Annotated in this window: 13 protein-coding genes; 7 read left to right on the top strand and 6 right to left on the bottom strand. The window is 71.2% G+C overall.

Annotation, left to right across the window (positions count from 1 at the left end; translation table 11 throughout):
• Nucleotides 1-36 precede the first annotated feature (36 nt).
• The 5 genes from AB0M02_RS33650 to pstB are packed head-to-tail and all read left to right on the top strand — an operon-like array spanning nt 37 to nt 4069.
• A complete protein-coding gene (locus AB0M02_RS33650) occupies nt 37-1023 on the top strand; it encodes a DUF916 domain-containing protein (protein ID WP_364234335.1) in 987 nt (328 codons plus the stop codon).
• A gap of 4 nt (nt 1024-1027) precedes the next feature.
• Nucleotides 1028-1564, top strand: coding sequence for a hypothetical protein (locus tag AB0M02_RS33645; protein ID WP_364234333.1), 537 nt, complete (start codon nt 1028-1030; stop codon nt 1562-1564).
• Between the two features lie 3 nt (nt 1565-1567).
• Nucleotides 1568-2329, top strand: a complete 762-nt coding sequence (locus AB0M02_RS33640) for a hypothetical protein (RefSeq protein ID WP_364234330.1) — start codon at nt 1568-1570, stop codon at nt 2327-2329.
• Nucleotides 2326-3249 carry a sortase gene (locus tag AB0M02_RS33635; RefSeq protein WP_364234328.1) on the top strand — a complete coding sequence of 308 codons (924 nt, stop codon included), beginning with the start codon at nt 2326-2328 and terminating at the stop codon, nt 3247-3249. Before AB0M02_RS33640 ends, AB0M02_RS33635 begins: the two co-directional genes overlap by 4 nt.
• Before the next feature lie 37 nt (nt 3250-3286).
• A complete protein-coding gene (gene pstB, locus AB0M02_RS33630) occupies nt 3287-4069 on the top strand; it encodes a phosphate ABC transporter ATP-binding protein PstB (RefSeq protein ID WP_364234500.1) in 783 nt (260 codons plus the stop codon).
• Nucleotides 4070-4073: 4 nt separating this feature from the next.
• On the opposite strand, the gene AB0M02_RS33625 is transcribed toward pstB, so the two are convergent.
• Nucleotides 4074-4493, bottom strand: a complete 420-nt coding sequence (locus AB0M02_RS33625) for an excalibur calcium-binding domain-containing protein (RefSeq protein ID WP_364234325.1) — start codon at nt 4491-4493, stop codon at nt 4074-4076.
• Between the two features lie 211 nt (nt 4494-4704).
• Between AB0M02_RS33625 and AB0M02_RS33620 the strand changes: the two genes are divergently transcribed.
• Complete coding sequence (locus AB0M02_RS33620) at nt 4705-5970, top strand: cellulose binding domain-containing protein (protein WP_364234322.1); 1266 nt, start codon at nt 4705-4707, stop codon at nt 5968-5970.
• 3 nt (nt 5971-5973) lie between these two features.
• On the opposite strand, the gene AB0M02_RS33615 is transcribed toward AB0M02_RS33620, so the two are convergent.
• The 3 genes from AB0M02_RS33615 to AB0M02_RS33605 are packed head-to-tail and all read right to left on the bottom strand — an operon-like array spanning nt 5974 to nt 10478.
• Nucleotides 5974-6768, bottom strand: a complete 795-nt coding sequence (locus tag AB0M02_RS33615; RefSeq protein WP_364234319.1) for an SAM-dependent methyltransferase — start codon at nt 6766-6768, stop codon at nt 5974-5976.
• Between the two features lie 42 nt (nt 6769-6810).
• On the bottom strand, nt 6811-8253 hold the full coding sequence (locus AB0M02_RS33610) for a diguanylate cyclase (RefSeq protein WP_364234317.1): 1443 nt from the start codon (nt 8251-8253) through the stop codon (nt 6811-6813).
• On the bottom strand, nt 8250-10478 hold the full coding sequence (locus AB0M02_RS33605) for an EAL domain-containing protein (RefSeq protein WP_364234497.1): 2229 nt from the start codon (nt 10476-10478) through the stop codon (nt 8250-8252). The genes AB0M02_RS33610 and AB0M02_RS33605 overlap by 4 nt, the downstream gene beginning before the upstream one ends.
• Before the next feature lie 137 nt (nt 10479-10615).
• Here AB0M02_RS33605 and AB0M02_RS33600 point away from each other — a divergent pair, with 137 nt between their 5' ends.
• Nucleotides 10616-13339 (top strand): beta-L-arabinofuranosidase domain-containing protein, encoded by a 2724-nt coding sequence (locus tag AB0M02_RS33600; protein ID WP_364234315.1) that lies wholly within the window; start codon nt 10616-10618, stop codon nt 13337-13339.
• Here AB0M02_RS33600 and AB0M02_RS33595 read toward each other — a convergent pair.
• The gene (locus tag AB0M02_RS33595; RefSeq protein WP_364234312.1) at nt 13336-13995 is read right to left on the bottom strand and encodes a maleylpyruvate isomerase family mycothiol-dependent enzyme; all 660 of its coding nucleotides are present in this window, start codon (nt 13993-13995) and stop codon (nt 13336-13338) included. The genes AB0M02_RS33600 and AB0M02_RS33595 overlap by 4 nt on opposite strands.
• Nucleotides 13992-14447: a MarR family winged helix-turn-helix transcriptional regulator gene (locus AB0M02_RS33590; protein ID WP_364234310.1), complete on the bottom strand. Its 456-nt coding sequence runs from the start codon at nt 14445-14447 to the stop codon at nt 13992-13994. Before AB0M02_RS33590 ends, AB0M02_RS33595 begins: the two co-directional genes overlap by 4 nt.
• Nucleotides 14448-14456 lie beyond the last annotated feature (9 nt).

Raw genomic sequence — 14456 nt, 5'->3', positions numbered from 1 at the left:
GTCCCGCACCACCCCACGACCCTGAGGACGGTCACCATGCGGCGTGCGGTCACGGCACTGCTCAGCATTCTTGTCACGCTCGGCCTGGCCGGGAGCCCGGCGGCCGCCGCACCCGGCGGTGAGAACGGCCGGGTCACGTTCGGTGTCCGGCCCACCGGCAAGTCCGGCCCGGACGACCGGTCCACCTTCGCGTACGCGGCCACGCCCGGCGGTGTGTTCACCGACCAGGTGGAGATCTCCAACGCGGGCACCAGGCCGATCACCCTGCGGGTGTACGCGAACGACGCGTTCACCACGCCGACCGGAGGTTTCGACGTGCTCGCCGGGGGTGGCACGTCCGACGACGCCGGTGCCTGGGTGACGCTGTCGAAGAACTCGGTGAAGGTACCGGCCCGCGGCCGGACCGTCGTGCCGTTCACCCTGAAGGTCCCGCAGAACGCCACACCCGGCGACCACAGCGCCGGCGTCGTCGCCTCGCTCGCGTCCGTGCAGACCGACGCCGAGGGCAACCGCGTGGCCGTGGACCAGCGCGTCGGCGCCCGCATCTACCTGCGGGTCAGCGGCACCCTCGAGCCGGGGCTCACGGTGGAGAAGCTGAGTGCGCGGTACCACCCGAACAGCAACCCGTTCCGCAGCGGCCGCACGACGCTGACCTACCGGGTACGCAACACCGGCAACGTCCGCGTCGGCGCCAGTCAGACCGTGACCGTCCGTACCCTCTGGGGCGGCGAGCGCACGGCGAAGGGCATCACCGACGTCGCGGAGATCCTGCCCGGCGACGCGGTCGACGTCACCGCCGAGGTGGCCGGCGCGCTGCCCGCGATCTGGCTGACCGGTGCCGTCCACGCCGACCCGCTGGCCCAGGCCGGCGACCAGAAGCTGCAGCTCGTCGCGGTGACCAGGGAACGCGGTTTCTGGGCGATGCCGTGGACCCTGCTGGCCGCCGTCCTCGCGATCGCACTGCTGGTGGGCGCCCGGTTCGGATTCCGGCGGTGGCGCCGGCGCGACCGTGTGGCCGGCTGAGGCCGTGCTGGCCACGGTGTCCGCGGCGGCCCTGCTGGGCGCGCCGGCCGGTGGCCTCGCCTTCGACCCGGCGGAGAGCATCGACACGGCCGCGATCACGGTACGGACCTCGGCCGGCTGCCCGGAGCCCGCGGACAGCTACCACGCGGTGGCGCGCGGGCACGGCTTCCCCGTGGACGGGCAGGTGGTGACGGCCCCGACGGGTGCCGGGCTGTCCCGGGCGGAGGGGTTCGACGTCTATTTCGCGCAGACCATGAAGGACTTCGCGACCGACAACCGCACCACCCTCGACGGCCCCTACGACGTGACCGTGTACTGCACGAACGGCTTCAGCGGCGAGGTGTTCGCGACGTTCTCCGGCTCGCTGACCTTCACCACGCCGACGACGTACCGAACAGGCGACGTCCTGGCCGCCGCCCCGCCGGCGGCCGAATCCGCCCGCCCGCCGGTCGGCTGGATCGCCGCGGCCACCGCCGTCCTGCTCGCCTTCGAAACGGGACGCCGGTACGGCCGCCGTTCCACGACCTCCCGGAAGGGATGACCCGTGCTGCGTACGATCCGGGCCTGGGCCGCCGTGGCCCTCGTCTCCGCCGCCGCCGCGGTGGCGCTGCTGCCGCCGCCCGCCTCCGCCGACGTGATCGGCACCCTCACCTTCGCACCACCGACCGGCACCGATGTCCTGGCGCCGGAGGCGCGCACCTCCGCGGGCTGCCCGGACACCGCGGACGGCTACATCGCCTTCCTCACCGGGCCGGTGTTCGCCGAGCCGTTCGTGATCGTGGACAACCAGAGCGTCAACTTCTCCACCACCGGCCCGTTCGACGTCCAGTTCAAGATGAGCTTCAAGGACGCCGCGGACGACCGGAAGGTGACGATCACACCCGGCGACTATCTGATCACCCTGCACTGCATCGACACGTTCCTCGTCGACGTGAAGGCCTCGTTCACCGGGACGGTCACGTTCGTCTCCGCCACCGAGTACGGCAGCGGCGGCGCCAACCCGTCCACGTCGGCCTCGGCCACGCCGTCGGCCTCCACCTCCACCTCGGCGTCCCCGTCGCCGTCGGCCACGGTGTCGACCTCGGCCACACCGGATCCGACGCCGACCTCCACCGAGGACCCGGACCCGACGCCCACGGCCACCGAGACCCCGAGCCCGACGCCCACCACGACCGTCGCCGCCACGCTCCCGATCACCGGGCCGCCCTCCGCCGACCGCCTGCTCCTGGTCGGTCTGCTGCTGGTCGCCGCGGGTGTCGTTCTGGTCGCCGCCGGTCGGCGACCGGCCGGGGCGCCACGCTCGTGACGGTCCTGGAGAGCGCGGCGCCGCCGGCCGCGCCCGCGGCGGCGGAGGTCGGTGCTTCGCCGCCGGCTCCGGTGCGTGAGGACGAAGGACCCTTTCCGGTACGCCTCGCCGGCACCGCCCTGACCATCCTCGCCGTGGTGATGCTCGGCTTCGCCGCCCAGTTCACCGTCGTCGGCTCCCTCTCGCACGACCGGGCGCAGAAGGTGGCCTACGCCGACTTCCGGGCCGAACTGGCCAGGGCCACCGCGCCGGTCGGCTCGCCACCCGCGGACTCCGGCACGGCCGTGGCGATCCTGTCCATCCCGGCGATCGGGATGCGTGAGGTGGTCTTCGAGGGCACGACCGGCAAGGTGCTCACCGGCGGTCCCGGCCATCGGCGGGACACCGTCCTGCCCGGTCAGGCGGGCGTCAGCATCCTGATGGGCCGCCGCGCCGGGTACGACGGCCCGTTCGCCCGGGTCGGCGAACTCAGCCGCGGTGACACCGTCACGGTGGTCACCGGGCAGGGTGAGCACACGTACCAGGTGCTCGGCGTGCGCCGGGCCGGGGAACCCCAGCCGCCGGCACCGGCGGCGGGGGAGGGCCGGCTCACCCTGATCACCGGGGACGGCCAGGCGTACGTGCCGGTCGACGTGCTCCGCGTCGACGCGAAGCTCACGTCGCCCGTCCAGCAGACCCCGCCGGTCGCCGTCGCCACGGCCCTGCTGCCCGCCTCCGAGCAGGTGATGGGCATCGACCTGATCGCGTTGGTGCCGCTCGTGCTCTGGGGCGAGCTGCTGCTGGCCGCGGCGCTCGCGGTGTCCTGGCTGCGGCGCCGGCTCAGCCCCTGGCACGCCTGGCTGATCGGCCTGCCCGTCCTGACCGTGACCGGCCTGCTCGTCGCGGGTGCGGCCACCCGCCTGCTGCCCAACCTGATCTGACCCGAAGGACCGGTGCGCCGTGACCGAAACCGCCCTCATGCCCGACCTGCGCGCCCTGGACGCCGAGGACGTGTCCGCCTGGTTCGGCGACCGCAAGGTCCTGGACCGGGTCTCGCTCGCCATGCCGTCTCGCATGGTGACCGCGCTGATCGGGCCGTCCGGCTGCGGCAAGTCCACGTTCCTGCGGATCCTCAACCGGATGCACGAGCTGGTGCCCGGTGCCTCCCTGGCCGGCTCGGTGCGCCTGGCCGGCGAGGACATCTACGAGCGGCGGATCAAGGTCACCGAGGCCCGCCGGAGGATCGGCATGGTGTTCCAGAAGCCGAACCCGTTCCCGGCCATGTCCATCTACGACAACGTGGTGGCGGGCCTGCGGCTCACCGGCACCCGGTCGACCCGGCGCGAGCGCGACGACCTGGTGATGGAGAGCCTGAGCCGGGCCGGGCTCTGGAAGGAGGTGCGTGACCGCCTGCGCCAGCCCGGCGGCGCGCTCTCCGGCGGCCAGCAGCAGCGGCTCTGCATCGCCCGCTCCCTCGCCGTACGCCCCGAGGTGCTGCTCATGGACGAACCGTGCTCGGCCCTGGACCCGACCTCGACCCGCCGCATCGAGGAGACGATCAGCGAGCTGGCCGCCGAGGTCACCATCGTGATCGTCACGCACAACATGCAGCAGGCCGCCCGGGTGTCCCAGAGGTGCGCGTTCTTCCTGGCCGAGCAGGGCACGCCAGGGCACATCGTGGAGTCCGGCGACACCGAGCAGATGTTCGGTGCGCCGGTCGACCCGCGGACCGCCGACTACGTCAACGGGCGCTTCGGCTGAGCCGTCAGGCGCAGGCGATCCCGTCGCCGTCGGGGTCGAGTTCGGTGCGGTAGCCCTCGGTGCCCTTCCGCAGCGGCGTGGCCTTGGCCAGCTTCGCCTCGGCGCAGGTGCGGTAGTAGACGCCGGCCTCCCGCCCGTCGACCGCGTCCACCGGCTGGGTGGTCAGTCCGGGCGAGGACTTGGTCTTCTTCTTCGCCGGTGTGGCCGACGCTGCCGGCGCGGACGGCCCGGACGGGTTCGCTCCGGCCGGCGGGGCGCCCGCCGCCGGTGCGGAGGCGCCCGGCATGAACTGGGGCCCGGCCGCCACGTCGTCCTCGCCGCCGCCGCTCAGCACCTTTCCGGCGACGAGCGCGACGAACAGGATGGACGCGAACGCCACCACGGCCATGACGAAGAAGCGCTTACGCCGGTCCACATTTTTCACGCGGGGCAGTCTCACACAGCCGGTCGGGTGCCCGGCTCGCGCACTCGGCCGGAACCGGCGGGCCGTTCGCCTTATCCCGTGCCATTTGCCGAAACCGCCAGTCCGAAAACTGTTATATGTGGCGCGCCCGTGCGGTGAACTGCAAGTCTTTCATGACTATCGATATTTGCAGCTCAACGTGCATGGGAGCGCTCCCGTATGGTGCTGGTCCATGGCAGAGCGAAGAGGGAACCGCGGTGTGGTGCTCGCCGTCGCGGCGATGCTGATCACGGCCGGCGCGGCGGTGCTGGCCGGCGGAGGCGGTGCCCAGGCGGCGACCGCCGGATGCGGAAGGACACCGACGCTGCGCGACGGCACCTACACGATCCAGAGCGGCGGCCGGGCCCGCACGTACATCCTCCGGTTGCCGTCCGGATACAACAGCAACCAGTCCTATCGGCTCGTCGTCGGGCTGCACTGGCTCAACGGCAGCGCCAACGACGTCGTCGGCAACGGGTTCTACGGCCTGCAGCAGCGCTCCGGCAACACCGCGATCTTCGTGGCGCCCCAGGGTCTCGACGCGGGCTGGGCCAACACCGGCGGCCGCGACGTCACGCTCGTCGACGACATCCTCCGAACGGTCGAGAACGACCTGTGCGTGGACACGTCGCAGCGGTTCGCGCTGGGCTTCAGCTACGGCGGCGCCATGAGTTACGCCCTGGCGTGCGCCCGGCCCACCGTGTTCCGGGCGGTCGCGCCGATTGCCGGCGCCAACCTCAGCGGGTGCTCCTCGGTCTCGCAGCCGGTCGCCTACTTCGGTGTCCACGGCACCCGGGACAGCGTTCTGAACATCTCCCAGGGCCGGTCGCTGCGGGACAACTTCGTCCGCGCCAACGGCTGCACCGCGCAGAACCCGCCGGAGCCGGCGCAGAACAGCGGAACCCACATCACCACCGCGTACTCCGGGTGCCGGGCCGGATATCCGGTCCAGTGGGCGGCCCATGACGGCGACCACGTGCCGCTGCCGACCGACCGCAACTCGTCCACGTCGTGGGTGTCCGCCGAGGTGTGGCAGTTCTTCAGCCAGTTCGGCAGCACTCAGCCGTCGAACCCGCCGTCCAGCCCGGCCTCGCCCAGCCCCTCGTCCCCCAGCCCCTCGTCCCCCAGCCCTTCGGCGCCGCAGACCGGCGCGTGCCGGGTCACCAGCGCCGTCAACGCGTGGAACAGCGGGCTGACCGTGAACATCGCGGTCACCAACACCGGCAGCGTGGCGGTCAACGGCTGGCGGCTGACCTTCGCCCTGCCCGCCGGCCAGAACATCACCGGCGGCTGGAACGCCACGTACTCACCCACGTCCGGGCAGGTCACGGCCACCAACGTGTCCTACAACGGCGGTGTGGCGCCGGGGGCGTCGGTCAGCTTCGGATTCCAGGCCACGCACACCGGCAACAGCGGGCCGCCCACCGGGTACGCCCTGAACGGCTCCGCCTGCGCCTGAGGGTCACTCCTTGATCGCGACCCCGCAGTACTGATTGACGTCCTCGTCGCCGGTGGTGTCGTCCGGGCGCCAGCGGTTGCACGGGACCACGCCCGGCTCGAGCAGGCGCAGGCCGTCGAAGAAGGCGGTGATCTCCGCGGCACTCCGATACTTGATCTTCGGGGTGCCGCGCTCGTTCCAGAAGTCGACGATGCGGTGCGCCTCGTCGGTGTTGATGTCGTGGCAGCCGTGCGCGATCGCCAGGTAGCTGCCGGGCGCCAGCGCCTCCACCAGCTCGCGGACGACGGCGAGGGCCCGGTCGTCCTCGCGGATGAAGTGCACGATGCCGAGCAGGGTCAGCGCGATGGGCTGGTCGAAGTCGAGGGTGTCGCGGGCCGCCGCCAGGATCGAGGCGGGGTCGTTGAGGTCGGCCTCCACGTAGGAGGTCACGCCCTCCGGGGTGCCGGCCAGCAGGGCGCGGGCGTGCACGAGGACCAGCGGGTCGTTGTCGACGTACACCACCTTGGTCTCGGGTGCGACCTGCTGCGCGACCTGGTGGGTGTTGTCGGCGGTGGGCAGCCCGGTGCCGATGTCGAGGATCTGCCGGATCCCGCCGTCGGCGACCATGTACTCCACCGAGCGGCGCAGGAACTTCCGGTCCTCCTTGGCGAGCGTGACGATCGACGGCAGCATCCCGGCGATCGCGTCACCGGCGTCGCGGTCGGGCTGGAAGTTGTCCTTGCCGCCCAGCCAGTAGTTCCACAACCTGGCGGAGTGCGGGGTGTTGGTGTCGAGTTGCTGGCTCGCCGGCTCCGCCACGATGGGGTCCTTCCAAGGTCCACTTTGATCACTCGGTGGCGTTCATGATGCCACCTGCCCGGGACGGACGCGCTCCCGCGGTGCGGTGACAATCCGGCGGCGGTGCTTCATCGCGTACATCTGCTCGTCGGCCGCATGAAGGACGGCGCCCGCCGTCGCGCTGAGGTCTCCCGCGGGGATCACCGTGACCCCGACGCTCAGCCCGCACCGCACCAGGGTCCCGCCCGCCGCGATGGGCTCGGTCGCCGCGTCCGCCAGCCGGTCCGCCAGCGCCCGCGCGCCGTGCTCGTTCAGGTCGACCGCGAGCAGCGCGAACTCGTCGCCGCCCAGGCGGGCCAGGGTGTCGCCGGGCCGCAGCTGGGCGCCGAGGCGGCGGGCCATCTCGATCAGCACCTCGTCGCCGGCGCCGTGCCCCCACGTGTCGTTGATCGGTTTGAAGCCGTCCAGGTCGACCACGAGCAGGGCGAGCCCGTTGTCGCCGTCGTGGACACCGGTCAGGGCCCGGTCCAGCCGCTCGTCGAACCGGGCCCGGTTGGCCAGGCCGGTGAGCGGATCGCTGTACGCCCGGCGCGTCAGCTCCGCCTCCAGTGCCCGGCGAGCGCTCACGTCCCGCAGGCTCAGGACGGCCACGCCCAGCTCCGGGTCCTCGGTCTGCGAGGCGGCGATGGCCTCGACGTGCACCTCCGACCCGTCGGCACACCGCAGCGGCAGCTCCCGCCGGTCGGTCAGGTCGTCGCCCGCCGTGACGATCGCGTGCAGCCAGGTGTGCGCGTCGACCACGTCCTCCGGGCGCATGAACTCGTCGACGCGGCGGCCGAGCAGCTTCTCCGGTTCGTGCCCGAGCAGGTTGCGCACCGACGGGCCGGCGTAGCAGATCCGCCACTCCTCGTTGACCGCGACGACCGCGTCGGACGAGTTGCGCAGCAGGATCTCCACGCGGCGCTCGGCGTCGCTGCGGCGCCGGTCCTGGCGCCAGCGGTTGGCCGCGGTCATCGCGCTCAGCCCGACCACGCCGACGAGCAGCGTGCCCATCGCGACGGTGAACTCCAGGCTGGGCGGGTGCGGCCCGGTCTGCAGGGCCAGGAAGCCGGCCACCGCGGCCGCGCCCAGCGCGATCACCCAGCTCGGCGGGTAGAGCGCCGCGGCACTGGTCACGATGAGCAGCGCACCCGGAAGATAGAGGGCGTCGCCGTTGCCGTCCGCCATGCTGAAGCCGAGAAGCACCGGCAGCTCCACCACCCACCAGGCGATCAGGGCCTCGCGGACACCGCGGCGGCGGACCAGCCGCGACCACGGCAGCAGGGTGAGCCGGATCTGGATCAGGCCGGCGGCACCGAACAGCCACGCCGCCCACCGCAGGTCCGCGTCCCAGCCGGTGGCGATCCGCAGGCACCCGAAGAGCGTGATGCCGGTCGCCAGCCACCCGCCGACCTGGACCTGCCGGTGCCAGTACTCCGCGTCGTGGTCGTCGGCGATCGCCCTCATGCGCCCGGCCGGTAGGCGGCGCGGACGAACTCGGTGATCTCCTCGGCGGTGCCCGGCTTGGCGAACAGGTAGCCCTGGCCGTACGTGCACCCGAGGTCGGAGAGCATCTCGTGCTGGCCCTCCTCCTCGATGCCCTCGGCGACGGTCTGCAGGCGCAGCGCCTTGCCGAGCCCGACCACGGCCTCGACGAGCGTGGCGTCGTCCTGGCTGACCGTGATGCCGTCGATGAACGCCTTGTCGATCTTCAGAATGTCGATCGGGAAGCGCCGCAGGTAGGACAGCGACGAGTACCCGGTGCCGAAGTCGTCGATGGCGATCCGCACACCCAGGCCGCGCAGCGCGTGCAGGGTCTCCACGGTCGCGTCGACGTCGGTCATCAGCAGCGACTCGGTGATCTCGAGGACCACGCGCTCGGGGTCGATGCCGGAGTCGGTCAGCGCGCCGCGGACGACGTCGACCAGGCCGGGCTCCTGGAACTGGCGGGCGGAGAGGTTGACGCTGACGCGTACCCGCTCGGCGCCCGGGATGTTCCGGTGCCAGTCGGCGACCTGCCGGCACGCCTCGCGCAGCACGAACGCGCCGAGCCCGATGATCAGGCCGGTCTTCTCGGCGTGCGGGATGAACAGGCCGGGTCCCAGCAGGCCCCGGGTCGGGTGGTCCCAGCGGACCAGCGCCTCGACGCCGATCGGCAGCGCGCCGGGCAGGTTGACGATGGGCTGGTAGACGACCCGGAACTCGCCGGCGGCCAGGGCACGTTCCATCTCGCCGCGCGCCTCGGCCTCGGCGACGGCGGCGGCGTACATCGAGGGCTCGAACACCGCGGCCCGGTCGCCGCCGGCGCTCTTGGCCGCGTACATGGCCAGGTCGGCGTCGCGCATCAGCTCGTCGACCGCGCTGCCGTCGCCGGTCTCGCCGGCCTTCACGGTGGCCACGCCGAGGGAGGCGGTCACGATCAGGTCGTTGTTGGCGATGCGTACGGGCTCCCGCACCGCTTCCAGGAGGCGATCCGTGACGGTGTGCAGCCCCAGGTCGTCCAGGTCCTCGACGAGCACCGCGAACTCGTCGCCGCCGAGGCGCGCGAGCGTGTCCGACGGGCGCAGCGCCGCGGTCATCCGCACGGCCACCCGCCGCAGCAGCTCGTCACCCGCCGGGTGGCCGAGCGTGTCGTTCACCTTCTTGAAGTCGTCCAGGTCGATGACCAGCAGCGACACCCGCCCGGCGGTACGCGCGTGACGCCGCTCGGCGGTGGCGATCCGGTCCCGCAGCAGCGCCCGGTTGGGCAGCCCGGTGACCGGGTCCTCGAACGCCTGCCGGGTGAGCTCGCGGCGCAGGCTGTTCTGCGTGGTGACGTCCCGGACGCTCAGGATGAGCGCGCCGATCGCCGGGTTCGCGAGGTGGTTGGTGCCGGTCACCTCGGTGTCCAGGTAGTGGCCGTCGGCGTGCAGGCTGCGCGACTCCAGGCGGGCGGTGTGCCCCGGTTCGGCGGCGCGCAGGTCGGCGACCCACTTCTTGACCGACTCCAGCTCGTCCGGGTGCGCCATCGCCAGCAGGTCGGCGATCGTCAGCGTGGCCGCCTCCCGGCCCAGGATGCGCCCGGTGGAGGAGCTGGCGTACCGGACCTCGCCACCGGCGATCGCCACGACCGCGTCGGAGCCGTTCTCCAGCAGGGCGGCGGCGCGCTGTTCGGCCTCCTCGCGCTGGTTGTGCTGGACACGCCGGTTGTGGACGGTCAGCACGCACAGGCCGGTGACGACGACCATCATGCTGGTCATCGAGACGACCAGTGGTGTCTCGGGGAGCCGGTCGACGGCGAGCAGCGCCAGGTAACCGATCACCCCGGCGGTGCCGAGGGCGACGGTCGCGCGGGTGGCGATGGTGCCGGCGGCGGCCACGGTGATCACCATGGCGCCGACCGGGAACATCACGCTCGCATCCGGGTCGGGCAGGTTGAACAGCACGAGGGCGGCGAAGCTCGCCGCGTACCCGGTGACCAGTGCGCCGTACGCCCAGCTCCGCTGAAGGATGTGCTCCCAGCGCAAGCGGGTCGCCGCCAGCAGCAGGAGCGCGATCGGGGCCAGCGCGGCCGGTGCCCATCCTGGCTCCGGCCAGGCGAGCTCGACGCGCACCAGGCCCATCACGGTCAGTGCGGCGAAAACGCACAGGTTGAGACGGACCTGGCGGGCCAGGTGCCCCGTCTGTCTCGTCTGGAAGTCCGCCCAGCGCATCACGTCCCCGCCATCGGCCGGGCCCGGGCGTTCGTGAGAGGAATCGACGTTCTTGACAACAGTAGCCGAATCGTGAAAACGTTTTCGAGACCACTCCACCTGGTCAAACTCGTTACTGCCGAAACCCGAGGAGTATCATGCCCTCACGACGGCAATTCCTCCAGTACGGCACGGCCGCCGCTCTTGCCGCCTCCGGCACCTCTCTCAGCCGGCCGTCTGTGCCCGGGACGATCAACGGCATGCCCGTCCCGTCCTCGTGGCGCGCCGTTCCGTTCTCCCTCGATCAGGTCGACCTGCGGCCGAGCATCTTCACCGAGAAGCGTGACCGGATCCTCGCCTACGCCCGCGCCTATCCGGCGGACCGGATCCTCAGCAACTTCCGGGCGGCGGCGGGGCTCCCGGCCTCGGGCGCGCAGCCGCCCGGCGGGTGGGACGACGCCACCGGCAACCTGCGGGGCCACTACAGCGGGCACTTCCTGTCGATGCTGGCCCAGGCGTGGGCGGGCACCGGGGAGGCGGTGTTCAAGGAGAAGGCGGACTACATCGTCGCGGGGCTCAAGGAGTGCCAGGACGCGTGGACCGCGCAGGTCGGGCTGCCGGGGACCCCGCCGCCGCCCGCCACCTGGGTGGACGGCGGACTGGAGCTCAACGGGGACGGCCAGTATGTGGGGCTGCCGGACGCGACGGTTGACGGGCTGCGGCGGTGCACGATCCGGATGCGGCTGAAGCTGATCGAGCGGCGTACCTGGTCGCGGGCGTTCGACTTCGGCACCGGGACCGCGGTGAACATGTTCCTCACGGTTCATGACGGTGTGGGGCCACGCTTCGCCATCACCACCGGTGGGAGCGGGGGTGAGCAGCGGATCCAGGGGAGCGCTCCACTGCCGGTGGGAGAGTGGGTGGATCTGGCGGTCACGCTCGACGGGTCGGCCGGGACGCTCTATGTGAACGGTGTGGTGGCCGGTTCCCATGCGAACATGACCCTGACCCCGGCTGACCTCGGTGCTCCCAAGAACAATTGGATCGGCCGCTCGCAGTACGGTGACGCGGGCCTGAAGGCGGTCGTCGACGAGTTCCACCTGTCCGACTCAGCCGAAATATCCGATATTTCGGGAAATGTGGTGGCTTACCGTTTCGAGGAGACGGCCGGGACCAAGGTCGCCGACTCGTCGGGCCGCGGCTGGGACGCGGCAGTGGTGACCGGTGCCGGCGGTGCGCCCGGGCCGAGCCACGCCGGCTTCCTCGCCGCGTACCCCGAAACGCAGTTCATCCTTCTGGAGCAGTACACGACGTACCCGGCGATCTGGGCGCCCTACTACACCTGCCACAAGATCATGCGCGGTCTGCTCGACGCGCACACGCTGACCGGCAACGCCACCGCACTCGACGTGGTCCGCGGTATGGGGGAGTGGGTGCACAGCCGGCTCAGCAGGCTGCCCCGCGAGCAGCTCGACCGGATGTGGGCGCTGTACATCGCCGGTGAGTACGGCGGCATGAACGAGGTGATGGCCGACCTCGCGTCGCTGACCGGGAACCGGACGTTCCTGCAGACCGCCGGCTACTTCGACAACACGGCGCTGCTGGCGAACTGCGTGGCGGACGTGGACACCCTGGACGGCAAGCACGCCAACCAGCACATTCCGCAGTTCCTCGGCTATCTGCGGATGTTCGAGCAGGGTGCGGGGCGCGACTATCGCACGGCGGCGGCGAACTTCTTCGGGATGGTGGTGCCGCATCGGACGTACATGCACGGCGGCACCGGGCAGGGCGAGGTGTTCCGCAAACGCGACGTGATCGCGGGCAGCATCGTGAACACGACCAACGCGGAGTCGTGTGCGGCGTACAACATGCTCAAGGTGGCGCGGAACCTCTTCTTCCACGAGCCGTCCGCCGGCCTCATGGACTATTACGAGAAGGCGCTGGTCAACCAGATCCTGGCGTCGCGGCAGGACGTGGACAGTGCGACGAATCCGCTGGTCACGTACATGGTTCCGGTCGGTGCGGGCGCGCGGCGCGGTTACGGCAACACCGGCACCTGCTGCGGCGGCACCGGCCTGGAGAACCACACGAAGTATCAGGACTCTATTTACTTCCGGTCAGCGCGCGGCGACACGCTTTACGTCAACCTCTACATCCCGTCGACGCTGAACTGGGCGCAGCGCGGTCTGACGATCACTCAGAGCGGCGATTACCCCAGGTCGGCGGCGACCACCCTGACCTTCGCCGGCCGGGGCCGTCTCGATCTCCGGCTGCGGGTGCCGTCGTGGGCACGCGGGGGCTTTTCGGTCACGGTCAATTCAAAAGCCTTTGATGTACGCGTAAAGCGCGACGGATACACCAGTGTCGACCGGCACTGGCGCGACGGTGACCGTGTGGAGATCCGGTTCCCGTACCACCTGCGCGTGGAGAAGGCGATCGACGACCCGAGCCTGCAGGCCCTGCTCTACGGCCCGGTGGCACTGGTGGCCAAGTCCGCCGGCACCGAATACCTGCCGATGTCGTGGTACTCCTCGCTGGGCCTGTCCGGCGACCTGACCGCGATCGTCCAGCCCGGCGCGACGCCGATGACATTCACAGCGGGGACGGTGCCGTTCGAGCCGTTCTACCTGGGCGACACCCAGCCGTATCACGCGTACTTCCGCCGCGTGGAGCCCACGATCGCGTTCGCGGGCACAGACTCCGGCGTGGAGAACGTGAACGGCTTCCTGGAGACCCTGTGGAACAAGGCCCCGTTCCGGAACCGGTGGGAGTTCCTGCGGGCGGTCTCGGACACGGTTCGGGCGTGGGAGAGGGAAGGGTTGTTATCGCGTGCTCAATCCGATGCCGTCAAAGCAGCCGCAGCCGCCGCACCCATCGGCTAGGGGTTCGACCGTGTGCCGCCTGACGTCTGCCGGGCGGCACACAGCCGGCGCAGGCCCGGCCCTCGCAGGTCGGCGAGGGCCGCGGCCCGGCCGGTGACCGCCATGGCGATCGCCTCCGCCGGACCGGAAATGATCTCGCCGTCGCCGGTGGTCCAGTCGATGTCGGTGGCCTTGAGGGAGGTGCCGGTGAGGCTTCCGGCGCGGACGAGCGAGGGCGCGACCGTGGGGGAGACCAGGTAGTCCAGCAGGATCCGCCAGTGTTCCACGGGCACGTCGGCGGGCAGACCGAGCGGGCGGGCGATGTCGCGAAGGTGCAGGCAGGTTTCCGCGAACGGTCCCATCGGGCCGACCCGTGGTGGATCGATGCGGTCGTGCGCGTGCGTCCGGAGCAGCGTGATCAGCTCGGTTCGGGGCTTGCCGGCCAAGCGCTTGGTGAAGTGGTCGACGGTGCGGTCGGTGTTGCCGCGGTACCGGAACGAGACCAGGAGGAAGCGGCCGAAACCGACCAGCATGGGCTGAACGAAGTGGGCGGCCATGTGCCGGACGGTCCAGCCGCGGCAGAGGGTCTCGGTGTCCCACTGGCGGTCGCTCAGGCTGTCGAGGAGGTCGGCGATCATCAGGCGGTTGGTGGTCGTCAGCTGGTAGATCTCGGTCATCCGGCCGCCTTTCGTCGGATGTCGCGGTGGAGTGCGGTCAGCACCCGGACGGTGGTGGTGATGTCGTCCGCGCTGCACTCGGGGGCCAGCTCGCTCAGCTCGCGCAGCTCGTCGTCGCGGATCCGGCCGAAGCGCTCAGTGCCGGCGGGGGTCAGGGCGATCAGCACGGAACGGCGGTGTGCCGGGTTCTCCTGCTGCTCGACGTGCCCGAGTTCGATCAGGTCGTTGACGTGTCGCTGCACGCCCTGCCGCGCGAGGTCCAGCCGCGCAGCGATCGTGGGAACGGTGGTGGGGCCGCTCTCGGCGAGGATCTCCAGGACGGCGCGCATGCCGACGGTCAGGTTGTGGGGCTTGAGGCGGGTCTCGACGACGCGGGCCGAGTTGAGGACGAGCGGCCGGACCAGCCGCACGATTTCGTATATTTCGTGACCTCGGACGCTTCGTTCGAACATGACAACAAT

This window comes from Actinoplanes sp. NPDC051861 (assembly GCF_040681145.1).
Lineage (GTDB): Bacteria > Actinomycetota > Actinomycetes > Mycobacteriales > Micromonosporaceae > Actinoplanes.
Note: the sequence above shows the minus strand (reverse complement) of the source record. Positions and strands in the feature narration are given on the sequence as shown.

What these genes read in the sequence shown, in the direction of transcription:
- AB0M02_RS33620 (WP_364234322.1), top strand. Translation starts at nt 4,705, where the DNA reads ATGGCAGAGCGAAGAGGGAACCGCGGTGTGGTGCTCGCCGTCGCGGCG.
- AB0M02_RS33610 (WP_364234317.1), bottom strand. Translation starts at nt 8,253, where the DNA reads ATGAGGGCGATCGCCGACGACCACGACGCGGAGTACTGGCACCGGCAG.
- AB0M02_RS33600 (WP_364234315.1), top strand. Translation starts at nt 10,616, where the DNA reads ATGCCCTCACGACGGCAATTCCTCCAGTACGGCACGGCCGCCGCTCTT.
- AB0M02_RS33650 (WP_364234335.1), top strand. Translation starts at nt 37, where the DNA reads ATGCGGCGTGCGGTCACGGCACTGCTCAGCATTCTTGTCACGCTCGGC.
- AB0M02_RS33590 (WP_364234310.1), bottom strand. Translation starts at nt 14,447, where the DNA reads ATGTTCGAACGAAGCGTCCGAGGTCACGAAATATACGAAATCGTGCGG.
- AB0M02_RS33595 (WP_364234312.1), bottom strand. Translation starts at nt 13,995, where the DNA reads ATGACCGAGATCTACCAGCTGACGACCACCAACCGCCTGATGATCGCC.
- AB0M02_RS33605 (WP_364234497.1), bottom strand. Translation starts at nt 10,478, where the DNA reads ATGCGCTGGGCGGACTTCCAGACGAGACAGACGGGGCACCTGGCCCGC.
- pstB (WP_364234500.1), top strand. Translation starts at nt 3,287, where the DNA reads ATGCCCGACCTGCGCGCCCTGGACGCCGAGGACGTGTCCGCCTGGTTC.